Source organism: Bacillus pacificus (genome assembly GCF_020861345.1).
GTDB lineage: Bacteria > Bacillota > Bacilli > Bacillales > Bacillaceae_G > Bacillus_A > Bacillus_A pacificus.
This window is the reverse complement of sequence record NZ_CP086328.1, coordinates 15,718-38,414: the sequence shown is the minus strand read 5'-3', so window position 1 is coordinate 38,414 and position 22,697 is coordinate 15,718. Positions and strand designations below refer to the sequence as shown.

General features: G+C 36.7%; 19 protein-coding genes and 2 pseudogenes. 6 read left to right on the top strand and 15 right to left on the bottom strand.

Annotation, left to right across the window (positions count from 1 at the left end):
• Positions 1 to 116: 116 nt before the first annotated feature.
• The gene (gene spo0F, locus LMD38_RS00140) at positions 117 to 485 is read right to left on the bottom strand and encodes a sporulation initiation phosphotransferase Spo0F (protein ID WP_000398594.1); all 369 of its coding nucleotides are present in this window, start codon (positions 483 to 485) and stop codon (positions 117 to 119) included.
• Positions 486 to 686: 201 nt separating this feature from the next.
• Between spo0F and LMD38_RS00135 the strand changes: the two genes are divergently transcribed.
• Together LMD38_RS00135 and LMD38_RS00130 are read left to right on the top strand one after the other, a co-directional pair.
• Positions 687 to 1,214: a DUF2529 domain-containing protein gene (locus LMD38_RS00135; protein ID WP_016719006.1), complete on the top strand. Its 528-nt coding sequence runs from the start codon at positions 687 to 689 to the stop codon at positions 1,212 to 1,214.
• Positions 1,215 to 1,392: 178 nt separating this feature from the next.
• Complete coding sequence (locus LMD38_RS00130; protein ID WP_061184178.1) at positions 1,393 to 2,253, top strand: J domain-containing protein; 861 nt, start codon at positions 1,393 to 1,395, stop codon at positions 2,251 to 2,253.
• 55 nt (positions 2,254 to 2,308) lie between these two features.
• Here the strand turns inward: LMD38_RS00130 and pyrG are convergent, their stop codons facing one another.
• From pyrG to LMD38_RS00090, 8 genes and pseudogenes are all read right to left on the bottom strand, one after another.
• On the bottom strand, positions 2,309 to 3,916 hold the full coding sequence (pyrG, locus tag LMD38_RS00125; RefSeq protein ID WP_000170453.1) for a CTP synthase: 1,608 nt from the start codon (positions 3,914 to 3,916) through the stop codon (positions 2,309 to 2,311).
• A 257-nt stretch (positions 3,917 to 4,173) separates the two neighbouring features.
• A complete protein-coding gene (rpoE, locus tag LMD38_RS00120) occupies positions 4,174 to 4,707 on the bottom strand; it encodes a DNA-directed RNA polymerase subunit delta (protein ID WP_000346275.1) in 534 nt (177 codons plus the stop codon).
• A 141-nt stretch (positions 4,708 to 4,848) separates the two neighbouring features.
• Positions 4,849 to 5,478 (bottom strand): TetR/AcrR family transcriptional regulator, encoded by a 630-nt coding sequence (locus LMD38_RS00115; protein ID WP_000238604.1) that lies wholly within the window; start codon positions 5,476 to 5,478, stop codon positions 4,849 to 4,851.
• Positions 5,479 to 5,542: 64 nt separating this feature from the next.
• The gene (acdA, locus tag LMD38_RS00110) at positions 5,543 to 6,682 is read right to left on the bottom strand and encodes an acyl-CoA dehydrogenase AcdA (RefSeq protein WP_000545534.1); all 1,140 of its coding nucleotides are present in this window, start codon (positions 6,680 to 6,682) and stop codon (positions 5,543 to 5,545) included.
• Between the two features lie 21 nt (positions 6,683 to 6,703).
• On the bottom strand, positions 6,704 to 7,834 hold the full coding sequence (locus tag LMD38_RS00105) for an acyl-CoA dehydrogenase (RefSeq protein ID WP_001011168.1): 1,131 nt from the start codon (positions 7,832 to 7,834) through the stop codon (positions 6,704 to 6,706).
• Between the two features lie 72 nt (positions 7,835 to 7,906).
• On the bottom strand, positions 7,907 to 8,758 hold the full coding sequence (locus LMD38_RS00100; protein ID WP_000116031.1) for a 3-hydroxybutyryl-CoA dehydrogenase: 852 nt from the start codon (positions 8,756 to 8,758) through the stop codon (positions 7,907 to 7,909).
• A gap of 49 nt (positions 8,759 to 8,807) precedes the next feature.
• Positions 8,808 to 10,089, bottom strand: a pseudogene (locus tag LMD38_RS00095) (acetyl-CoA C-acetyltransferase).
• 9 nt (positions 10,090 to 10,098) lie between these two features.
• Complete coding sequence (locus LMD38_RS00090) at positions 10,099 to 12,210, bottom strand: (Fe-S)-binding protein (RefSeq protein ID WP_016719011.1); 2,112 nt, start codon at positions 12,208 to 12,210, stop codon at positions 10,099 to 10,101.
• A 306-nt stretch (positions 12,211 to 12,516) separates the two neighbouring features.
• On the opposite strand from LMD38_RS00090, the gene cls reads away from it, so the two are divergent.
• The 3 genes from cls to LMD38_RS00075 all read left to right on the top strand — a co-directional run bounded on the left by cls (position 12,517) and on the right by LMD38_RS00075 (position 17,503).
• Positions 12,517 to 13,710, top strand: a complete 1,194-nt coding sequence (cls, locus tag LMD38_RS00085; RefSeq protein ID WP_100633531.1) for a cardiolipin synthase — start codon at positions 12,517 to 12,519, stop codon at positions 13,708 to 13,710.
• A gap of 32 nt (positions 13,711 to 13,742) precedes the next feature.
• Entirely contained in the window at positions 13,743 to 14,696 is a 954-nt protein-coding gene (gene uvsE / locus LMD38_RS00080) for a UV DNA damage repair endonuclease UvsE (protein ID WP_061184176.1), read from the top strand.
• Between the two features lie 128 nt (positions 14,697 to 14,824).
• Positions 14,825 to 17,503: a DUF4084 domain-containing protein gene (locus LMD38_RS00075; RefSeq protein ID WP_029141240.1), complete on the top strand. Its 2,679-nt coding sequence runs from the start codon at positions 14,825 to 14,827 to the stop codon at positions 17,501 to 17,503.
• Positions 17,504 to 17,520: 17 nt separating this feature from the next.
• Here the strand turns inward: LMD38_RS00075 and papR are convergent, their stop codons facing one another.
• The gene (gene papR, locus LMD38_RS00070; protein ID WP_000734728.1) at positions 17,521 to 17,667 is read right to left on the bottom strand and encodes a quorum-sensing peptide PapR; all 147 of its coding nucleotides are present in this window, start codon (positions 17,665 to 17,667) and stop codon (positions 17,521 to 17,523) included.
• Between the two features lie 90 nt (positions 17,668 to 17,757).
• Positions 17,758 to 18,615 carry a transcriptional regulator PlcR gene (gene plcR, locus LMD38_RS00065; RefSeq protein ID WP_000542932.1) on the bottom strand — a complete coding sequence of 286 codons (858 nt, stop codon included), beginning with the start codon at positions 18,613 to 18,615 and terminating at the stop codon, positions 17,758 to 17,760.
• A 168-nt stretch (positions 18,616 to 18,783) separates the two neighbouring features.
• Here plcR and LMD38_RS00060 point away from each other — a divergent pair.
• Positions 18,784 to 19,243: pseudogene (locus LMD38_RS00060) on the top strand (M4 family metallopeptidase); the annotation flags it as partial.
• An 86-nt stretch (positions 19,244 to 19,329) separates the two neighbouring features.
• Here LMD38_RS00060 and LMD38_RS00055 read toward each other — a convergent pair.
• The 4 genes from LMD38_RS00055 to LMD38_RS00040 are packed head-to-tail and all read right to left on the bottom strand — an operon-like array spanning position 19,330 to position 22,687.
• Positions 19,330 to 19,932: a response regulator transcription factor gene (locus LMD38_RS00055; RefSeq protein ID WP_227585660.1), complete on the bottom strand. Its 603-nt coding sequence runs from the start codon at positions 19,930 to 19,932 to the stop codon at positions 19,330 to 19,332.
• Positions 19,929 to 21,053 carry a sensor histidine kinase gene (locus tag LMD38_RS00050; protein ID WP_061184174.1) on the bottom strand — a complete coding sequence of 375 codons (1,125 nt, stop codon included), beginning with the start codon at positions 21,051 to 21,053 and terminating at the stop codon, positions 19,929 to 19,931. Before LMD38_RS00050 ends, LMD38_RS00055 begins: the two co-directional genes overlap by 4 nt.
• On the bottom strand, positions 21,054 to 21,788 hold the full coding sequence (locus tag LMD38_RS00045; protein WP_061184173.1) for an ABC transporter permease: 735 nt from the start codon (positions 21,786 to 21,788) through the stop codon (positions 21,054 to 21,056).
• Positions 21,785 to 22,687: an ABC transporter ATP-binding protein gene (locus LMD38_RS00040; protein ID WP_061184172.1), complete on the bottom strand. Its 903-nt coding sequence runs from the start codon at positions 22,685 to 22,687 to the stop codon at positions 21,785 to 21,787. The genes LMD38_RS00045 and LMD38_RS00040 overlap by 4 nt, the downstream gene beginning before the upstream one ends.
• Positions 22,688 to 22,697 lie beyond the last annotated feature (10 nt).

Sequence of the window (22,697 nt, the reverse complement as noted above, 5' to 3'; positions counted from 1 at the left end):
GGACTTTTTTCTACACTCAATAGGATAACAACTTGTACTCAAAAACTCAACCGTATTCACCTGCACAATAGTCCATGTAAACGCTTTTTTCCATATTTTTTATAAAAAATTCATTTTTAAGCCTCTACAGCGAGCTCATTTCTCACCGCTTGACGAATTTCATCAATATCAAATGGTTTAGCAAAATGCATTAAAGCACCTAAATCTTTTGCTTCTTGGATCATATCAAGCTCTCCATAAGCAGTCATTAAAATCACTTTAATACTCTCATCAATTTCTTTTACATGCTTTAAAATCTCTATACCATCCATACCTGGAATTTTCATATCTAACACAACTAAATCTGGATTATCTTTTTTCACGATATCTAAAGCTTGAAATCCATTCGCTGCTTGGAATGTCTGATAACCTTCTTTTTGGAACACTTCATGTAATAACACACGAATGCCATATTGATCATCAACGATTAAAATTTTCCCTTCCATAACTCCCAACCTTTCTGTGTAAGTACAAGATTTAAAGCTTCTTATATCTTAACGATTAATTTTCGCTATTCTTTACCAAATTCCTTCCTATTTCTTTCTTATTTTACCGTTTCCCATTTTGTTATGCCACCTTCGATTTCACCTTTCTAAAAAAATAAACTATAATGAAAGCCGGTAAACACGTACGAAGGGAGTAACATTATGTTAAAAATTTTTTCAACCCAATTAAGCGGTTATTTCTCCAGAGTTTCTCAAAAAGAGGAAATGAATATAGAAGATAGCGCCCGTCTACTTGCTCAAGCATTAGTTGGCGAAGGTTTCATTTATTTACATGGTACAAATGAAATGGAGGGCGTTGTTGCTGAAGCGCTATTCGGTGCTGAACCAATGAAGCAAGCAAAACGACTATTTGAAAATGGTAAGGAAGTAGAAGTAACTTCTGCAGATCGTGTACTTCTTATTAGCCGTTTTTCAACAGATGAAGAAGTTGTAGCAATAGCAAAAAAACTTCAAGCAGATGGACACTCTATTGTCGGCATTTCTGCTATTCAAGAAGGCAATGAATCACTAGAACAATATACAGATGTACATATTGATACGAAATTGTTAAAAGGGCTTATTCCAGACGATGAAGGTAATCGCTACGGATTCCCAAGCTTAATGATAGCTTTATTTGCATATCACGGAATCAAATTTACAATCGATGAAATAATTGAGGATTATGAATAACTTACGTTAAAAGGACCTAAAATTTAGGTCCTTTTATAAATCTCTATTTTATTATGAACCAATACGCCCCTTTTACTAATATTCCTTTTTTCCTGTACCTAAATTATATTGGAAGATTCCATTTTAATGATATAAAATAGAATTTGATTTTACATTTCTTAGAAAGAAGGAGAATATATTGGGGTTTATTTTATTTTTAATAGTAATTTATATTGCTTATAAGTGTTTTAGTTCTGATTCTGGGGGAAGTACCCAAGTAAACCGTAACGATTCATCTGGCTCATGGTACCATCCTGATGGACAATTTATAGAAGGATTTTATATAGAAGATAGGGATGTTTACGCTAAAGGTCCTGTCTTCTCCTTTAATTTCGGGGAGCAAGGGTTACTGTATGGATACGAGGAAGGTATTCTCCAACTTCGAAACTCTACTGGTAATATTGAAATCCAACTCAAGCAAGTAAATGACCGTCGTATCGTTCCTATCTTTTTTCATATAAACGGAAAACCATTCTCTGTTGTAGATAAAAATGGAAATTTTCTCAATCAAAATAATTCCAATTTCAACATCATCAGTGTTGTGCACACATTTAGTCATATGTATGCTGAAATATCAGATGCAAACTTCAATGAACAATTAAAAATAGAGGTCTATATTTTCATGAGAGACCTTCTTATTTTCAATATGATGATTAAACGAGGTATTATAGCAAAGTTCGAAAATCAAAACATATTTGTCTCTAACAAATATGATGGCCCCCTATTCGTTGATAAATTTAGAGAGATATTTGTGATTGCTGAAGAAACAATCGAAACTCACATGGACTGGATTACCTCTGAGAATAATGATTCTAGAGTTTCTATACTTCTTGAAATTCTAGAATTACCTACAGATACAAGAGATATGAATATTATTAAAAAACAGTATAGAACTTTAGCCAAGAAATATCACCCTGATACAGGAAATGGATCAGAGGAAAAAATGAAAAAAATCAATGTTGCTTATGAGGAACTTTGTCAACACCTTGCAGCATCTTAAATCAACATTACAAAAAATAAAGCCGGCACTTTAAAAGTGCCGGCTTTATTTTTTATTACTTGCTCTCTTTATTCGTAATAGACGCTCTTACGAAGTCATGGAACAATGGTTGTGGACGGTTTGGACGAGAAACAAGTTCTGGGTGGAACTGTGCTGCTACGAACCAAGGGTGATCTTTCAATTCAACGATTTCAACTAAACGGCCGTCTGGGCTTGTACCAGAGAATACAAATCCTGCTTTTTCCATATCCGGACGGAATTGATTGTTGAACTCATAACGATGACGATGACGCTCATATACAACCGGCTCATTGTAAGCGTTGTAAGCATTTGTTTCTTCAGCAAGCTTACATGGATATAGACCAAGACGAAGTGTACCACCTAAGTCTTCTACATCTTTTTGTTCTGGTAATAAGTCGATGATTGCATAAGGTGTGTCAGGATTGATTTCAGAAGAGTTAGCTCCTTCTAATCCTAATACGTTACGTGCGAATTCGATTGATGCAAGTTGCATACCTAAGCAAATTCCTAGGAATGGAACTTTGTTTTCACGAGCATATTGAATTGCAACGATTTTACCTTCTACACCACGATCACCGAAGCCACCTGGTACAAGGATACCATCTGTATCTCCTACTAATTCTTGTACGTTCTCTGCTGTTACGTGCTCAGCATTTACCCATTTCACTTCTACATCTGTGTCGAAAGAGTAACCTGCATGACGAAGTGCTTCTACAACAGAAATGTATGCATCTTGAAGCTCTACGTACTTACCAACAAGAGCGATTTTTGTTTTCTTAGAAAGGTTACGCACTTTTTCAACTAGCGCAGTCCACTCTGTCATATCTGCAGCTGGATTGTCTAATTTTAAGTGATCGCAAACGATTTGGTCCATATTTTGCTCTTGAAGAGATAATGGAACTGCATATAAAGTATCTGCATCGCGTGCTTCAATAACTGCTTTTGTATCAATGTCACAGAATAATGCAAGCTTGTCTTTCATATCTTGAGAAACAGGCATTTCTGTACGAACAACGATAATATTTGGTTGAATACCTAAACTGCGAAGCTCTTTAACGCTATGTTGCGTTGGTTTTGTTTTCATTTCGCCCGCTGCTTTTAAGTACGGGATTAACGTACAGTGAATGTACATTACATTGTCACGACCGATGTCGCTCTTAATTTGACGGATTGCTTCTAAGAATGGTAGAGACTCAATGTCACCAACAGTTCCACCGATTTCTGTAATAACAACGTCCGCGTTTGTTTCGCGACCAGAACGGTATACGCGCTCTTTAATTTCGTTAGTAATGTGAGGAATAACTTGAACTGTTCCTCCTAGGTATTCACCACGACGCTCTTTTTGAAGAACTGAAGAGTAAATTTTACCTGTTGTTACGTTGCTGTATTTATTTAAATTGATGTCGATGAAACGCTCATAGTGACCAAGGTCTAAGTCAGTTTCTGCACCATCATCTGTTACGAATACCTCACCGTGTTGGTATGGGCTCATAGTCCCTGGGTCTACGTTAATGTATGGATCAAACTTTTGAATCGTTACGTTTAAACCACGATTTTTTAAAAGTCTTCCAAGAGATGCTGCTGTAATACCTTTTCCTAGAGACGATACTACACCGCCTGTTACAAAAATATACTTAGTCATGAAAAAGCTCCCTTCTATTTTGCTGTTATATAATCACCGTTGCAAAGCGCAACGTATGTAGATAACACTGTATCCATCTTATTGTTAGACTCTTTTTATTTTCTAAACAAAAAACAAAAAAGAAAATTGCTCCCCTCATCACATAAAGTAATAAGTAGGGAGCAATTTTCTTTTATATTTACACTTTAAAAGTATTATCGTCCTTTTTTAAAGAGCCCAAAAATGATTCTACATGGACGATAATGAAAAGTCAAGAACTACAGTTCTTCCTCTTCTTCTTCTTCAGTTTCATCATACTCAAGTTCTTCTTCAGCGAAGTCATCTTCATCTTCGTCTAAATCATCAAGATCATCGTCGTCTCCGTCTTCGTCTTCAAGAACCTTGTCCAAATCTTCTACATCATCATCTTCGTCTTCATTTCCATCTACATCATCAAAGTCATCTTCATCTTCGTCAATGTAGTCGTCAAAACCGTCTTCTTCAACTTTACGTTTCTTCTTCGGTTTTGGTTGAGGCAAGATTTCTTCATCAATTTGCTCGTATGGGTACCAGCTGCGTAGCCCCCAACGATTTTCTCCTAAATTAATGAAACGTCCATCGATGTTTAAGTCTGTATAAAATTGTGCGATTTTCGCATTAACTTGCTCTTGAGATAGTCCCAGCACTTGAGCGATTTCTTGAACCAACTCGTTGAATGTCGTTGCTTGTTTTTTATCCCCTAAAACGCTATGTACAACTTCAATCATTGAACATTCTTTTAGCTCTTCTGGTGAATATTGCTTAAAATCCACTTATGCGGCACTTCCTTTCATCAAATATAACCTTATATATAACGGCCTGCTTAAAAAAATCCATACTATTCATTATAAACAAAAGTCACACAAATATGCTACAAAAAAAACGGGAAACTTTTATAGGGTAGTATACATTCCTTATTTCGGAAGCATATGGGCCCCTTGTAATACATACCTAATTTGCATGTCTGTATATTCTTCGAGCGTATATAGCTTTTGCAGCGCCCAACGTCGAAATCCCCACATCTGTCCTTGTATAAAAATATTATGCGCAAGAAGCTGTATTTCTTTTTTATTTAATGTAAATGTTCCGTTTTCCGTACACTGTTCTAAAATATTCTCAAACATTCCTACCATTTGAAACTCCTTTTCTAATACGTACGGGAGTGATTCTTTCGGTAAGAAGCGTACCTCTTGATACATTATTAATACTTCTTCCTGCAATTCGTCCATCACTTTAAAATAATTCGTTATTGCTATCTTTAAACTTTCTACACTTCCTTTTTCCGTACAAACTACTTCCTCTAATCTTTCTTTTACATGTTCATAAATACTATCACAAACTAAATACAAAACATCATCTTTTGTACGAATGTATTCATAAAGCGTTCCAATACTAAATCCAGCTGCCTTTGCAATCTCTCTCGTTGTTGTACGCGGAAATCCTTTTTGTTTAAACAGTTGCACTGCACCTTTAATCATTTGTTCACGCCTTAACGCGACTAATTTTTCATCTTTCACTGATGCATGCACATTATGTTTAACCATCCCCTTCACCTCTCTATTATTTTTTGGAAGGAAAAAGCGTAGGAAAATACCTACGCCTTTGATCCTACTTCGTTAACATACGAGAAATTACGAGCCTTTGAATCTCTTGTGTTCCTTCATATATCTGTGTAATCTTTGCATCTCGCATATATCGCTCTACCGGATAATCTTTCGTATAACCGTAACCACCAAATACTTGTACCGCTTCAGTCGTCACCTTCATCGCGGCATCGCCTGCAAATACTTTTGACATCGCCGACTCTTTCCCATAAGGAAGTCCTTCCGATTCCAGCCAAGCTGCTTGATATGTTAGAAGACGCGCCGCCTCCACATCCGTTGCCATATCTGCAAGTTTAAAGCCAATCCCTTGCTGCACCGCAATCGGCTTCCCAAACTGATGACGCTCTCTTGCATATTCTACGGAAGCATCTAAAGCCCCTTGTGCAATGCCAACGGCTTGTGCTGCAATACCGTTACGGCCACCATCTAATGTTTGCATCGCTATCTTAAACCCTTGTCCTTCTTCCCCTAGTAAATTCTCTACAGGAATACGGCAATCTTCGAACATAATTTCAGTTGTTGGTGAAGAGCGAATCCCTAATTTACTCTCCTTCTTCCCAACTGAAAATCCTGGTGTATCACTTTCCACTATAAATGCACTCGTGCCACGCTGCTTCGATTCAGGATCAGTTAATGCGAAAACAACATAAATATCAGCAATACCACCATTAGTGATAAATATTTTTGATCCATTTAATACATAATGGTCTCCATCTCTTTTGGCGATCGTCTTCATTCCACCAGCATCCGATCCAGATCCTGGCTCCGTTAAGCCGTATGCACCAATTTTCTTTCCTTCAGCCATCGGTCGTAAAAATGTTTGCTTTTGCTCTTCTGTTCCAAATTTAAAAATTGGCCAACCAGCAAGTGAAGTATGTGCAGACAATGTTACACCTGTAGAAGCACATACGCGTGATAATTCTTCAATAGCAATTACATACGCCAAGTAATCGCTTCCAATTCCGCCGTATTCTTCAGGCCACGGAATTCCGGTTAAACCAAGCTCTGCCATTTGATCAAATAGCGCACGATCAAACCTCTCTTCTTCATCACGTTCAGCTGCTGTCGGTGCTACTTCGTTCTTAGCAAAGTCCCGAACCATTTTTCTTATCATTTCATGTTCTTCTGATAGTTTAAAATGCATGCCCGTCTCCCCCTTATGCTTTTATAAAGCCCGGCTAATAACAAGTTTCTGTATTTCACTCGTTCCTTCATATATTTGCGTGATTTTCGCATCACGGAAAAATCTTTCTACTGGATAATCTTTCGTATAACCGTAACCACCAAATACTTGCACTGCTTCAATCGCAACTTCAACAGCTGTTTTAGAAGCGAATAATTTCGCAATAGATGCTTCTTTACCACATGGTAATCCTTGCGCTCTTAGCGATGCCGCCCTATATACAAGTAATCGCGCCGCTTCTACGCTAGTTGCCATATCTGCAAGTTTGAAGCCAATCCCTTGCTGCGCCGCAATTGGCTTTCCGAATTGCTCACGTTCTTTCGCATAATCAATCGCACATGCAAGCGCCGCTTCAGCAATCCCTAATGCTTGCGCCCCAATTCCAATTCGCCCAACATCTAAATTCGCCATCGCTACTTTAAATCCTTGTCCTTCTTCACCAAGTAAATTCTCAGCCGGTACCTTCATATCCTCGAACGTAAGTTGTACAGTGCGAGAACCGAGCAGTCCCATTTTATGCTCATCTTTACCGATGATTAAGCCTGGTGTATCTTTCTCTACTATGAATGCAGAAATCCCACTCTTTCCTGCCTCTGGATTTGTAGAAGCGAATACAATATATGTACTTGCTTCACCACCATTTGTAATGAACACCTTCGATCCATTAATAATGTAATGATCGCCTTTCTTCACAGCTCTTGATTTCAAACTTCCTGCATCCGATCCTGCATTTGGTTCTGTTAATGCAAATGCACCTAAATATTCACCAGTCGCAAGTTTAGAAACGTATTTCTCTTTCTGTTCTTCTGTTCCGAAATATAAAATCGGGTTCATTCCAACTGACGTATGCACAGCTAAAATTACACCAACTGTTGCGCTTACCTTTGAAATTTCTTCAATTGCTAAAATGTAAGAAATAAAATCCATTTCTGCACCACCGTATTTTGCAGGCGCTGGAATTCCCATTAATCCAAGCTCACCCATCTTCTGCAAAATCTCTTTTGGGAACACCCCTTGTTCCATACTAGGAACAAAGGGAGCAATTTCCTTCTGTGCAAAATCTCGAACCATTTTCCTCATCATTTGCTGCTCTTCATTAAAACGAAAGTTCATATACTCCGCCTCCATTTGCTATATAACCTTTTAACAATTTGGTAAGACCACTATTTTGTAACAAAGGGGGATTTATTCGTAAACGTAGAAACCACGACCTGTTTTACGTCCTAACCATCCTGCATTTACGTACTTACGTAGCAATGGACATGGGCGATATTTACTATCACCTAAACCTTCATGCAACACTTCCATAATGTATAAACATGTGTCTAAACCGATAAAATCAGCGAGCGTTAAAGGGCCCATCGGGTGATTCATACCAAGTTTCATTACTTCATCAATTGCTTCTTTCGTCGCTACCCCTTCATATAACGTATAGATTGCTTCGTTAATCATCGGTAATAAAATACGGTTCGATACAAATCCTGGGAAATCATTTACTTCAACTGGTACTTTGCCAATTTTCTTCGTAATATCCTCAATTGTTTCGTATACCGCATCATCTGTAGCCAAACCACGAATAATTTCAACAAGTTTCATAACCGGAACCGGATTCATAAAGTGCATACCGATTACTTTTTCCGGACGTTTCGTTACCGCGGCAATTTCTGTAATTGGCAAAGATGACGTATTTGTCGCTAAAATTGCGTGTTCTGGAGCAATTTCATCTAAATTCGCAAAGATTTTCTTTTTAATATCCATTTTCTCGACAGCTGCTTCGATAATAAGATCCGCTTCCTTCACACAATCTAAATCAAGCGTTACTGCAAGACGGTTTAATGTCGCTTCCTTTTCTTCTTCCTTCATGCGCCCCTTTTCTACTTGGCGTGCTAAGTTTTTCGTAATAATAGCCAATCCTCTATCTAATTGCTCCTGTTTTAAATCTTGAACCTTCACATCGTATCCTGCCATTGCACATACTTGTGCAATTCCTGATCCCATTTGTCCTGCACCAATTACAACAATTTTTTGTACACTCATTTCTTCTTCCCCCTTAATTTTCAATAAACTATATACCGTCTAATCTTAATTAGTGAACTTCAATCATCACTGCATCACCTTGACCACCACCGCTACAAATCGAAGCAATTCCAATTCCGCCGCCGCGTTGCTTCAGTGCATGGATTAGTGTAACGATAATGCGCGCTCCGCTTGCTCCAATCGGATGCCCCATCGCCACTGCGCCGCCATTTACATTCAATTTTTCTGGATCAATTCCCGCAATCTCTGTACTTGCAATTGCTACCGCTGCAAATGCTTCATTAATCTCGAATAAATCGATGTCTTCAATTGTCTTGCCTGTTTTTTCAAGCAATGCGTTAATTGCATAACCTGGCGTTCTCGGGAAATCTTTAGACTCCACTGCAATTGCTGTATGTGCCAAAATTGTCGCTAACGGCTTTCTTCCTTCTTGCTTCGCTCTGTCTTCGCTCATTAATACAAGTGCAGCACCACCATCGTTTAAGCCTGGTGCATTACCAGCTGTCACTGTCGCTGTTTTATCAAATACAGGTTTTAATTTTGCTAACTTTTCAATTGTTGTATCCGCGCGTGGCGCCTCATCCTTTGCAACGACAATAGGATCGCCTTTTCTTTGCGGAATCGTTACTGGCACGATTTCCTCTTCAAAACGCCCTTCTTTATGTGCTGAAACCGCACGTTGGTGGCTACGATATGCCCATTCATCTTGCGCTTCGCGAGAAATTCCATCTTCCTTCGCAACTTCTCCGCCATAAACACCCATGTGTATACCAGAAAATGCGCATGTTAAACCGTCAGCAATGTTTAAATCAACGACTTCGTTGTTGCCCATTCTGTATCCCCATCTTGCTCCTCGTAAAATGTAAGGACTGTTACTCATCGACTCCATACCACCAGCTACAATCAATGATTGATCGCCAGTACGAATAATTTGATCCGCTAACGTAACCGCACGAAGCCCCGACGCACAAACTTTATTCACTGTTTCCGTCTGCACTTCCCAAGGGATTCCAGCAGCCCTCGCCGCTTGGCGTGATGGAATTTGTCCCTGTCCACCTTGAATAACCGTTCCGAATATAACTTCCTCAACATCACTAGCAGAAACATTTGCTCTTTCAAGCGCCGCTTTAATTGCAATCCCTCCAAGTTCTGTTGCTTTTACATCTTTTAAAGACCCTCCAAATTTCCCAACCGGTGTTCTTGCAGCACTTAAAATAACTGTTTTACTCATGTTTCTTTCCCCCATTTCTTTTTATCACTGAGCGTGCGCTCGGTGTTCCTACGTTGAGAAGAGGTGCAATAATTGCACCTCTTTCTAAAGTTGTATGCATTCCTACAAACTAGATTGCTTCTTTCTTCTGTCCAATCACTGAACGTTCTAAAATCTCTGTTACATCGAGAGTTTGAACTTTCTCTTCAACTTCTTTCGCTTTCGTCCCATCACTAATCATCGTTAAGCAATAAGGACATCCTGTACCGATAATGGATGGCTGTACAGCTAATGCTTGTTCTGTACGAGCAACGTTAATGCGTGAACCTGTTGTTTCCTCCATCCACATTAAGCCACCACCTGCTCCACAGCACATTCCCGTTTCACGGTTACGTGCCATTTCTACAAGGTTCACACCAGGAATCGCTTTCAAAATGTCTCGTGGCGCTTCGTATACTTCGTTGTATCTTCCTAAGTAGCAGGAATCATGGTACGTAACTGTTTCCTCAATAGCGTGAACCGGTTTTAAGCGTCCTTCTTTCACCCACTGAGCTAACAGTTCTGTATGATGATAGACTTCTGCTTGCAAGCCAAAGTCCGGATACTCATTTTTAAATGTGTTATAAGCATGAGGGTCAATCGTAACGATTTTCTTCACTCCTGCTTTTTCAAATTCCTCGATATTTTTTGTCGCCATCTCTTGGAAGACAAATTCATTTCCAAGGCGGCGCGGTGTATCTCCAGAGTTCTTCTCCTTATTACCGAGTATTGCAAATGAAATGCCTGCTTCGTTCATCAACTTCGCAAACGATATCGCAATCTTCTGACTACGATTATCATATGATCCCATTGAACCAACCCAGAATAAATATTCGAACTCCTCGCCAGCTTTCGATTTTTCTTTTACAGTTGGAACCGTTACTTCATCATCACCTTGGCGCCAAGTTTCACGCTCTTTACGGTTTAGACCCCACGGATTCCCTTGACGCTCGATGTTTGTCATCGCACGTTGCGCTTCCGCATCCATCTTTCCTTCTGTTAAAACGAGATAGCGGCGTAAATCAATAATTTTATCAACATGCTCATTCATAACCGGACACTGATCTTCACAGTTACGACACGTTGTACAAGCCCAAATCTCTTCTTCTGTAATAACATCTCCAATTAAACTCGGATCGTAAGCGAGTGTTGTGACTGCAGATTCTTGTTGTCCTTTCCCCGCTGCCATCATCGCTAACTGATTTCCTTGTGTATTATTAAAAGCAACTACCGGAACCCACGGTGCTTTTGATGTCACTGCAGCTCCTTTATCAGTTAAATGATCGCGAAGTTTTAAAATCAAATCCATCGGCGATAACATTTTCCCTGTTCCTGTTGCCGGACACATATTTGTACAACGACCACACTCTACGCAAGCGTATAAATCAATAAGCTGATTTTGTCTAAAGTCTTCGATTTTACCAACACCAAATGTTTCTTGTGTTTCATCTTCAAAGTCAATCTTTTCAAGTTTCCCTGGATTTGAAAGGCGGCCGAAGAAAACGTTAGCTGGTCCCGCAATTAAATGCGCGTGTTTCGATTGTGGAACATAAACTAAAAACGTTAACAAAATTAGTAAATGCACCCACCAAGAGAAATAGAACACAGAAATGGCTGCGGTTTCATTTATCCCTGAGAAAACGTAAGCGATTGCAGAAGCGATTGGCTCACTCCATGAAAGCTCCTCGCCATGCCATATAATTCCCATCCCATTACCGAGTAGCACAGAAATCATTAAGCCACCGATGAAGATAAGAACAAGGCCTGATTTGAAATTACGTTTTAAACGAACTAGCTTCTCAACATAACGTCGATGAAAAGCCCAAAAGACTGCAATTAAAATAACAAGTGTGACAATTTCCTGGAAGAATGTAAATGCAGGGTATAGTGGTCCAAGTGGAAGATGTGATCCTGGTGCGAGTCCTTTCCAAACGAAGTCAATTGCTCCAAATTGGACAAGAATAAATCCGTAAAAGAACATAACGTGAATAATGCCGCTCTTTTTATCTTTCAGCAGCTTTTTCTGACCGAAAACATTGACCTTAAGGAGATCCCAACGCTCTTTAAAACGACGGTCAAATTCAATCTTTTTTCCTAACTGTATGTAGGCCATCCTCGTTCGTATAAGATACACAAACAAATATCCCGCATAAGCAATAACAGCAATGGCAGCCAGCCAATTCATGATCAGTAAGCTATTCATTTTTATGCTACCCCTCTCTTTGTAAGCCCTCTTTCTTTTTTAGATTCTTCAAAAACATATAATTTTCTGAATTTTATCCCCTACCTTCATTATATAATGAGTGAGCATTCAGTCAACAGTTTTTTGTTATACAACAACATATTTTTTAATAAAGCTGTTTATTTCGGTGAAACTATAAAGTGAAACTTTAATCAGTAGAAGTTATTTACTCCCTACTAATTATTAGCCCACAAATAACAGGATAAAATGAATGTTTGATTTATAAAAAACGAATGGTGAAAAGACCGTGAAGGAGGGAATTTACTCATGTTCTTCTTATCTCTCTTATTAATAGGTAGCACTCTCTGGATTGTAATTGATCTTTCTTATGGGAGAATTGTTCATTTAAAGCGTGTACGTTCTCGTTCTTTCCCTTTACGTCAAAGTGATTTTCACCTTTATACATACGGAAAAGATTTGTATGACGCTCTATTTACTGATATAAAACAGGCGAAACACCATGTGCACGTTTTGTTCTTCATTGTAAAAAACGATAAAATCAGCCGGGAATTTTTAAAGTTACTTATTGACAAGGCAAAGGAAGGAATTGAAGTAAGACTTCTACTCGATCGATTGGGAAGCCATCATTTATCAAATGAGGCCATTCGCTCCCTACAAAAACATGGTGTCTCTTTTTCATTTTGTCACAAAGTAAAGTTTCCTTTTCCTTTCTTTTCTGCAAATCAAAGAAACCATAGAAAAATTACAGTTATCGACGGGAAAATTGGTTATATTGGTGGATTTAATATTGGAGAAGAATATTTAGGGCATAATCAAAAATTAGGATTATGGCGCGATTATCATTTACGTCTTACAGGAGAAGGAATACAAGATTTACAAAGGCAATTTTTACATGATTGGCTGGACGATACAGACCAAAATTTATTAGAGGCATCTCTTTATTTTCCTAAGCAACAACCAGGAACCATTCTGCATCGTTTTATCCCTACTGATGGGGCCTACTTGCAAAATACATTTTTATATTTAATTGAAAGCGCAAAAAAAGAACTCTTTATCGGTACACCATATTTCATTCCTGGAAGAAAAATTATGAATGCATTATTAGAAGCACGAAAACGCGGGGTTCAAATCACGATTCTCGTTCCAGAAAAAGCGGATCACCCCCTTGTTCGAGAAGCAAAATTCCCATATTGCCGAAAGTTAATACAAGCTGGCTGTAATATTTACGCATTTCAACAAGGTTTTTTTCACGCTAAAGTTATTATAGTTGATGACTACATCTGTGATATCGGAACTGCAAACTTTGATATGAGAAGTTTATATATTAACCATGAAATCAACTGCCTTTTATATGATGAACATTTTATACAAACAGTAAAAAATAAATTCCACGAAGATCTAGAAAATGCGTCATTACTTTCCTTGAAAGATGTTAGTCCGAATTCTCTCATTAATAGAGGCAAAGAATGGATAGGAACAATACTTGCTTTCTTCCTATAGGAAAGATAATGCATAAAGGAGATGTATTCATTATGATTATGCGTTTCGGATATGTCTCACATGCAATGGCACTCTGGGACTGTTCTCCGGCTAAAACGATGACATTTACAAGCTTTCAAAAGCTTAGTAAACAAGAACGAGAAGATAAATTATACGATGTTACGCGACAGAATCTTGAGCATACAATACGTATTCTTCATTACAATATAGCGCATGAAATTCCATTATATCGCTTATCTTCTTCCATCGTCCCACTTGCAACACATCCCGAAGTCGAGTTTGATTACATCGGGTTGTTCACACCGCTTTGGCGTACCATTGGGGCATTAATTAAAGAACATAATTTACGAGTAAGTTTTCATCCAAATCAATTTACGCTATTTACAAGCGATAAGCCACACATTACAACTAACGCTATTACAGATATGACTTATCACTATAAAGTATTAGATGCAATAGGAATTGCAGATTCTTCTTATATTAACATCCATGTAGGTGGTGCCTACGGAAATAAAGAAAAGGCGGTTGAACGTTTCCATGAAAACATAAAAAAACTTCCTGCACATATAAAAAGGCAAATGACACTTGAAAATGATGATAAAACATATACAACTGCTGAAACTTTATCTATTTGCCAAAAAGAAAAGATTCCATTTGTATTTGATTATCATCATCACATGGCAAATCTTTGCGAAGAACCGTTAGAAGAGTTACTTCCTGCAATTTTTGAAACTTGGGCACATACAAATATCCTTCCTAAAGTTCATATTTCTTCCCCTAAATCAAAAAAAGAATTTAGGGCTCACGCGGAATATATTGATTTAGAGTTTATTAAACCTTTCTTACACGTTGCAAAAAAAGTCAATCATAATTTCGATATTATGATTGAAAGTAAACAGAAAGATTTAGCGATGCTGCAATTCATACATGAATTATCCGCTATAAGAGGAATAAAAAGAATAAATAGCTCAACATTACAATGGTAAATTGTAATGTTGAGCTATTTTTTTCAAAAAAAGTAATTTTTTTAGTGAAAAACACCCTATTTTATATGCTATGATTGGAATTAGCATTTTCCACCTGTGATTCAACTTTATTGAAACGGAGTCATAATATGATTAATCAAAAAAAATATGTACACTTTGTTATGATATATATAATTATATTTTCTCTTTGGATATTTCTTATTCCTAAGAACTTGAATATAAAAGAAATTGGAATTCTCTTCTTATTTTGTTTTGCTGCACTCTTTTCTTGCTATTGCTTATATAAAGCTATTAAGAAAATGAAGCGCGGTGATAAATTATTTTGGGTTTTATTACTATGCACTTGCCTGTGTGGATTGACAATGGAGATAACTTTATTTCTTCATTCACTTTCTATATATGACCAAGTCATATTCTCATATACGGCATTACCCTTTTTTATCGTACAATATATTTTGCTCTTTTCTGGCTTTGCTATAAAGTTCATAAAACATTACTCTATTAGAGGCCTAGCTCAATTTTCATTCGATAGCATCTTTATCATTATTATGAATATTTATTTTACCTTAACTTTTATTTTAGACCGTTCAAGCTTTCGTATGTTAACAACAGATCATTGGGTTTTAATTGGATACTTTATTGCACAATCATTAGTCATTTACGCCGTTATTAGTCTATATAGACGAGAACAATATTCTGCTAGTAGAATCTCATTAATTATCGGCTTTACTATCATACTTGTATACGGATATATACATCTCTTTCAATTAAACGCAGGGATGAAAACTTCTTCTGAAGTCTCTTACTTAATACATACTGCTTCGATTTTATTAATTGGTTTGTCATCCATACTATATATTTTAGATAAACCAATGCAGCATGAAACGAAAACAAAATATTATCGGTTTGATTATGTGCGCTTTATATTACCTTATTTTAGTATAATCATTACTTTTTCTTTTATTATCTTTCAACCTTGGGATGATAAGTTCATGTTGATCGGTCTAGTATTATCTCTCATCTTATTGTTCTTACGACAACTTTATATGTGGAAAGATAATCAGGCACTAATCGATACATACGAGCAGTTGACTACACAACTAGAAGACAAAGTAGAAGAAGGTGCATCTGCGTTATCAAAAAGTGAACAACGTTATAAATCTTTATTCGAAGATCACCCGGATGCTGTTTTCTCTTTAAATATGTATGGTATTTTCCAACAGTCTAATACAGCTTGCGAAAGCTTATTTACTGCCTACTATTGTGAAGTAGAAAGCTATTCCCTTTTACACTTTATTGACTCAAAAGACCATGATTTACTAAAGAAAGCTTTACAACTAACGAAAAAAGGTAGACCACAAACTTTAGAAGTTCGCACAAAAGAAAAAGAAGGTTATTACTATTACCTTCACATTACGCTCATCCCTACTTTCATAAATAAAGAAGTTGTTGGGATGTTCGGCATAGCACGTGATATTACAACTTTATATGAAAAACAAAAACAAGTAGAGCATTTAGCCTTTCATGATGCACTTACTGGACTACCAAATCGCCGCAAGTTCGAAAAGGATTTAAAAAACATTTTAAATACAGCTCAAACTAGCGCAAGTGATGTTGCTGTCATGTTTCTTGATTTAGATCGATTCAAAAAAATTAACGATAGACTCGGTCATGACGTCGGAGACTTATTATTAATTGAAGTAGCAAAACGATTACGCAGTTGCCTACGTTCAAAGGATGTCGTTGCTCGCCAAGGCGGAGATGAGTTTACAATTCTATTACCAGATATGTACTCAGAAAAAAGTGCGGCTTTTATTGCTGAACAGATTTTAAATATTTTAAACAAACCATTCTTCATTCAAGGCGAAGAACTGTCTATTACACCGAGTATCGGAATTGCAATGTACCCTGATTATGGAACAGATGTAACAGCATTAATGAAAAATGCTGATATGGCTATGTATCGCGCGAAGGCAAATGGAAAAAATCGATTTGTTTTCTTCTCAAAAGAAATAAGTATTGCTCAAAATGAAATCCAATTTTTAGAAGGCGAACTTGCAAAAGCATTACAACAAAATGAATTTTTCCTTGAATACCAGCCGCAAGTAAGCACAAAAACAAAACAAATTATCGGTTTTGAAGCATTACTTCGTTGGAAACATCCAAAGCTTGGTATCGTATCCCCGGCCCAATTTATTCCTCTAGCCGAGGAAACTGGATTCATTATTGAACTTGGAAATTGGATTTTGCGTACCGCCTGCTTAGAAGCAAAAAGATGGCATAATCAAGGTTTTTCTCACTTAAAAGTCGGTGTAAATTTATCTGTTGTTCAATTTAACCATGCAAATTTAATACCTACTATTTCAAAGGTTTTAGAAGAAACAGAGTTAAAACCAGAAGCACTAGATATTGAAATTACAGAAAGTATCGCCATTAACCAAAATCAATCTGTAGTTGCAAAACTAGAACAGCTTCAAAATCTCGGTATTCAAATTTCAATTGATGACTTTGGAACTGGTTATAGTTCTTTAGCTTATTTAACAAAATATCCAATTAATACATTAAAAATTGCTCGAGAATTTATTTGCGGAATTACAACTAGTCCTTTAGAGGAAGCGATTATTTCTTCCATTATTACACTATCAAAAGAACTAAATTTAGAAGTTATCGCAGAAGGTGTAGAAACCGAAGAACAATGGAAGTTTTTATATGGGCAAAACTGTGACCACATTCAAGGATTCTTTATTAGTAAGCCCGTTTCTAGTAAAGACGTTTGGAGGTTACTCCACAAAAAAACAACCGTCTAAGTAAGACGGTTGTTTTTTTAATATTCAAAAGGTACATCTGAAGCTAATTGTACTTCTTGATCATTATGAGAAATTACTTGGTTTTTCTCTAAAGCTGTATCTCCTAATGAAATACCCCATGCCATTGCTAACGTTAACAGACTACCAATAAGTAGTTTTTTCATATTCCATCACCCGCATTTTTTTCTTTAAATATATCATGAAAATCCATCCGTATCTTATGCAATTATGCATATTTGCTTTTTAAATCTTTTTTATTTCTTCATTCTTTTTATAATTAATTCTTTTAATGTATGGTTTCCTAATATATCGAAAAAGAAGTAAGCTTTTTCGCAAGCATCTTCAATTTCTGCTCTATCACACTCTAGCTTTTCTAGGCATTCAACTTTTCGATAGTATAACTGTCCAATCAATGTCATACTATTAATTTGACACGATAATTCAATGGCTTTATTTGCATGACAAAGTGCTTCTTCGTATTGATTGTCCAAGTATAATGCTTTTGCATGATTATGTCTCACCTTTACATCAAACTCTTTATTATCATGTAATACTTCTAATTGTTTTAATATATTTTCATATAACTCAATACTCTTCTTAAAATGGCCATTTTCAGCGTAAATGTTTGCAATTGCGTTTTCAATATAAAGGTTCTGATATACGTCTATCCCTGCCAATTGTTGATTGAGCAATTTCTTTAATTCTGAAATACAATATTCGTAATCAATTTTTTTCAATATGTAAGCAGCTACATGATATTGCCATTGAAGAAACTGCTGAAGCTCAGGATGATATTCTTCCTTTTTCAACTCATTCCATACTTTATTATAAATTTCTTTATATTTCTTTTCCTTACAGAGCATAATAATTCGGTCTTTTAACTGCTTATTCCTTTCCATGTCAGAATAAATAAGTACCTCATAAAAATGGATAATGGGAACTTGTAACTTTGCTGCAATACCTTGCAATATATCCATACTTGGGTATACCGCGCCCGATTCAATTCGGCTCACTTCCGATTGGTGACATATATTCTCGGATAACTGTTTTTGTGTTAATCCCCGCATCACCCTAATTTTCTTAATTTCACTTCCTAATTTTTCTGCGTGCATACTTACTCACCATCCCACTATAACAATCTAATTTTTCGAGTTGTCATACCACTACAATAATGTGAATTCGACAATTTTTGATATGAAATAATGCATAATATATATAAAATTCGGCAAATTTTTCATGCAATTCATCTCACATCCAATAATAGATTAGGAGTATTATAGATAAATTACAGAAAACTTGCCCATACTTCCATTACACTCGGTCTTTTTTATCCTTTATCGGCAAAAACTATCCACACCCAAGAATTAGGAAAAATGAAGTAAAAGTTGAAATTGCTCAGCCTAGCTTAACAATTTAGAAATTAACACAACCTCAAAATGATATAAAAGAAAATATTGCAAAAAAGTATTTAAAAGGTGAGGTAACTGGGGCTAAGGCTCAACAAGAGCAAGTAACAACTGAAAAAATGTAGAATTTCAACCTACCGATAAAGAAAATCAAACCGAATTTCATCTTGCACAAACTTATAAAAACTATAAAGTATATGATCAAGATCTCATTATAAAAGTAGATAAAAATGGAGTAATCACAACTATTAGTGGTAAAGTTATCCAGAATTTATACCGATAACCTAATCCTACTATAACAAATTTTTTGTCGAAAAATGAAGTAAAATCTATATGACGCAATCCCCCCCTAATTCCAGACTATATAACTGAGACGGAATTACAAAAAAAGAAGCTTACCATTCATAGGTAAACTTCTTTTCATATCCATCCCTTTTCTTCCGCAATTGTAATTGCCTCAATTCTATTTTTCGCATCAAGCTTCGTTAATACTTCAGAAATATAATTACGTACTGTACCAGGTGAAAGATAAAGTGTCTTTGCAATTTCATTTGCTGTCTTTCCTTCTTTCGCAAGTAGCAATACTTCTTTTTCGCGATCTGATAACGGATTTTGCTCTTGCCATAAGCCGAACATTAAATCTTGAGAGATCTCTCGTTTACCTTTCATTACGTTGCGAATTGATGCAGCTAAATCCTCGCTTGGGCTATCTTTTAATAAATATCCGTGCACACCAGCTTTCATTGCTCGTTCAAAATATCCAGGGCGCGCAAATGTTGTTAAAATCATTACTTTACATGCCGATTTTTCTTTCTTCAACATTTCTGCAACATCTAATCCGCTTTGAATTGGCATTTCAATATCCATAATGCTTACATCAGGTTTTAACGATTCGATTAGTTTTAGCGCCTCTTCTCCGTTCGCTGCTTGCCCAATTACTTCAATATCATCTTCTAGATCGAGTAGGGCTCCTAACGCACCACGAAGCATTCGCTGATCTTCTGCAATAATAATTCGAATCATGCCTTCACCTCATCTTTTCCTGTTCTAATAACAACTGGAACTTTTACTGTTAATAGTGTTCCTGGATTAATCGTACCCAGTTCAACAAATCCATCAATAAGAGCGATTCGCTCCTTCATACCACGAATACCATTCCCATCGTGGTTTTGGTCCGCTAAACCGATTCCGTTATCTTCTACTGTCAAAATCAATTCACCTTGTGATTCTAGTACAGAAACTATGCAACGCGTCGCCTTACTATGCTTTACAACATTCGTAACAGCTTCGCGTAAACACATTCCTAAAATATTTTGTTCAATGGGTGATAGCGAACTTGCACTCGTTTCTTGTTTGATCTCTAATTCAACATTAGCAGCTTGTAAGATCGCTTTTATTTGCTCAAGCTCTTCTTCCACTGTAATCATGCGCATATCAGAAATTAACTCCCTTAGCTGTTTTAAAGCAGTTCGCGATGTTTGTGTAATCTCCTTCGCTTCCGCACTTGCGCGCTCTGGATTTTTGACGATTAGCTTTTCAACAAGCTGACTTTTCAACGTAATAAGAGATAGCGTATGCCCTAACGTATCATGAAGATCCCTTGCAATACGCTGCCTCTCTTCACGTTTTACTAAGTCTTTAATTTGCTCATTTGCTTCGTTTAATTGATTTCTTAACACCTTTTTTTGATTAAAATTACGCATTCCAAATGGTGTAAGAAGCATTAAAATAAACATCGGAACGATATTTACTAAACTTGTCGGTGTTAGTTGATTCATATTTATAAATACTCCAAGCATTACAACTAACAAACATAGTAATATCCGAAATACTTTCTTACTTGGTGCAAACCCCATTGCACTTGCTGTGAAAAAGCCAAAGAATATCATGAAGGGATTATAAAATAAAGCAAATAAAAGCGTAAGTATCATTTGAATACAAGCCCACAAAATAAACGTCTTCTGGACAAAATAAAGTTGACGGTATGTGATCATGAAAACTATCAACATACCGCTTCCTATTACAAGCTTCCATCCCGATACTTGTGTTAAATTATAAATTGGAAATAACAAATAAACGAGCCACATATACGGAAAGAATCCCATATGTTTCGGAAAAATCTCAATCCTCTTCTTCTCTATCATTTATACCGCTTCCTGTCTTTTTCTTATATATATTGATATTACAACAAATATAAGGAAATAACCTCCTAATACCGCGATATTTTCCCAACCAACCGATTTTCCAGCTACAATATCCCATGCACCACTTCCGAAGTGATATGTTGGTGTCCATTCACCGATAGATCTTAATATTTTCGGGAATACTTCGATTGGCATCCATAGACCGCCAATTACAGCTAAACTCATATTTAAAATATTCGCTAAACCCGCTGCTGCATCCGCCTTCTTAATAGAACCTATTACTGTTCCTAACGCTAAAAATGGTGTCACACCTAACAACAACCATAATCCAGCACCAATCCATTGCCCTACTGTTAACTCAACATGATTAATTAATATTCCTGCGATAAAGATAACTAAGATTGAAAAAGCATTCACTACAGTTTGAGCGATAATCTTCGCTGTTATATACGCTCCCTCTGGAAGTGGTGTAATTTTTAAAAGATGTGTCCAACCCTGCCCTTTTTCTTGAGAAATTCTCACACCGAAACTAAAAAGTGCTGTCCCTACAATACTGAACGTTGCCATTGAGATTAAATAATGCGCTTTCCACGCATCTCCGTTTTGTGGCACTTGAACCACATTTGTGAAAATGTAATAAAACATAACTGGCATTAATAATGAGAAAAAGATAAACAATTTATTACGAAACGTACGTAAAATTTCTATTTTGCATTGCATCCATAAAGCTCTCATGCGATTTCCCCCTCCTGATTTGTGATAAATTGTTCAAATGCTTCATCAAGGCTTCCACGTTCAACAGAAACATCTGTTACAGGTAAGTTCTTTTCATAAATTGCTCTTAACGTTGCATCTGTATCTTCTGTTGTTAAAGTGAAGTGTCCTTCTTTTGATTGTACTTCTGTTACGTTTGGTAATTCTTTTAGTAATTTTGCAGGAATACTTTCCTTCGAATAAAACGTGATTGTTTTTCGTGAAATCGTCGCTTTCATCTCATCTGGCGTACCGTCTGCGATAACCTTTCCATTCGCAAACAATAAAATACGATTTGCTAATGCATCTGCTTCTTCTAAATAGTGCGTTGTTAAAATAATCGTTTTCCCTTCACTTGCTAACTTTCGAATTGTTTCCCAAAATGTTCTTCGAGACGTAATGTCCATTCCAACTGTCGGCTCATCTAAAAATAACAAATCTGGATTTCCTGCAAGTGCGAGTGCAAAATTTAACCTTCTCTTTTGACCTCCTGATAATTTCTCACATCTTTGCTTTCTCTCTGATTTTAAATTCGATAACTGTAGCAACGTTTCTTTCGCTATCGGATTCGTATAATAGCTACGGAATAACTCAATTGCCTCTTCCACTGTAATGCTATCGATGACACTTACTTCTTGTAACATCGCGCCGAGGCTATTACGAACATCTCTATGCTTTGGACTCTTTCCGAATATAGAAACCGTTCCTTCCGTCGGATCCTTTAATCCAAGCATCATCGACATCGTCGTCGTTTTCCCTGCACCATTCGGTCCAAGCAATGCTACGATTTCTCCTTTATTCACATGAAATGAAACGTTATTTACTGCTTTTTTATGTTTAAATGTTTTAGAAACACTATTTACTTCAATAATCTTTTCCATCTCTCCACCC

What these genes read in the sequence shown, in the direction of transcription:
- spo0F (WP_000398594.1), bottom strand. Translation starts at nt 485, where the DNA reads ATGGAAGGGAAAATTTTAATCGTTGATGATCAATATGGCATTCGTGTG.
- LMD38_RS00135 (WP_016719006.1), top strand. Translation starts at nt 687, where the DNA reads ATGTTAAAAATTTTTTCAACCCAATTAAGCGGTTATTTCTCCAGAGTT.
- pyrG (WP_000170453.1), bottom strand. Translation starts at nt 3,916, where the DNA reads ATGACTAAGTATATTTTTGTAACAGGCGGTGTAGTATCGTCTCTAGGA.
- LMD38_RS00115 (WP_000238604.1), bottom strand. Translation starts at nt 5,478, where the DNA reads ATGGTTAAACATAATGTGCATGCATCAGTGAAAGATGAAAAATTAGTC.
- acdA (WP_000545534.1), bottom strand. Translation starts at nt 6,682, where the DNA reads ATGCATTTTAAACTATCAGAAGAACATGAAATGATAAGAAAAATGGTT.
- LMD38_RS00105 (WP_001011168.1), bottom strand. Translation starts at nt 7,834, where the DNA reads ATGAACTTTCGTTTTAATGAAGAGCAGCAAATGATGAGGAAAATGGTT.
- LMD38_RS00100 (WP_000116031.1), bottom strand. Translation starts at nt 8,758, where the DNA reads ATGAGTGTACAAAAAATTGTTGTAATTGGTGCAGGACAAATGGGATCA.
- LMD38_RS00090 (WP_016719011.1), bottom strand. Translation starts at nt 12,210, where the DNA reads ATGAATAGCTTACTGATCATGAATTGGCTGGCTGCCATTGCTGTTATT.
- cls (WP_100633531.1), top strand. Translation starts at nt 12,517, where the DNA reads ATGTTCTTCTTATCTCTCTTATTAATAGGTAGCACTCTCTGGATTGTA.
- uvsE (WP_061184176.1), top strand. Translation starts at nt 13,743, where the DNA reads ATGATTATGCGTTTCGGATATGTCTCACATGCAATGGCACTCTGGGAC.
- LMD38_RS00075 (WP_029141240.1), top strand. Translation starts at nt 14,825, where the DNA reads ATGATTAATCAAAAAAAATATGTACACTTTGTTATGATATATATAATT.
- papR (WP_000734728.1), bottom strand. Translation starts at nt 17,667, where the DNA reads ATGAAAAAACTACTTATTGGTAGTCTGTTAACGTTAGCAATGGCATGG.
- plcR (WP_000542932.1), bottom strand. Translation starts at nt 18,615, where the DNA reads ATGCACGCAGAAAAATTAGGAAGTGAAATTAAGAAAATTAGGGTGATG.
- LMD38_RS00055 (WP_227585660.1), bottom strand. Translation starts at nt 19,932, where the DNA reads ATGATTCGAATTATTATTGCAGAAGATCAGCGAATGCTTCGTGGTGCG.
- LMD38_RS00050 (WP_061184174.1), bottom strand. Translation starts at nt 21,053, where the DNA reads ATGATAGAGAAGAAGAGGATTGAGATTTTTCCGAAACATATGGGATTC.
- LMD38_RS00045 (WP_061184173.1), bottom strand. Translation starts at nt 21,788, where the DNA reads ATGAGAGCTTTATGGATGCAATGCAAAATAGAAATTTTACGTACGTTT.
- LMD38_RS00040 (WP_061184172.1), bottom strand. Translation starts at nt 22,687, where the DNA reads ATGGAAAAGATTATTGAAGTAAATAGTGTTTCTAAAACATTTAAACAT.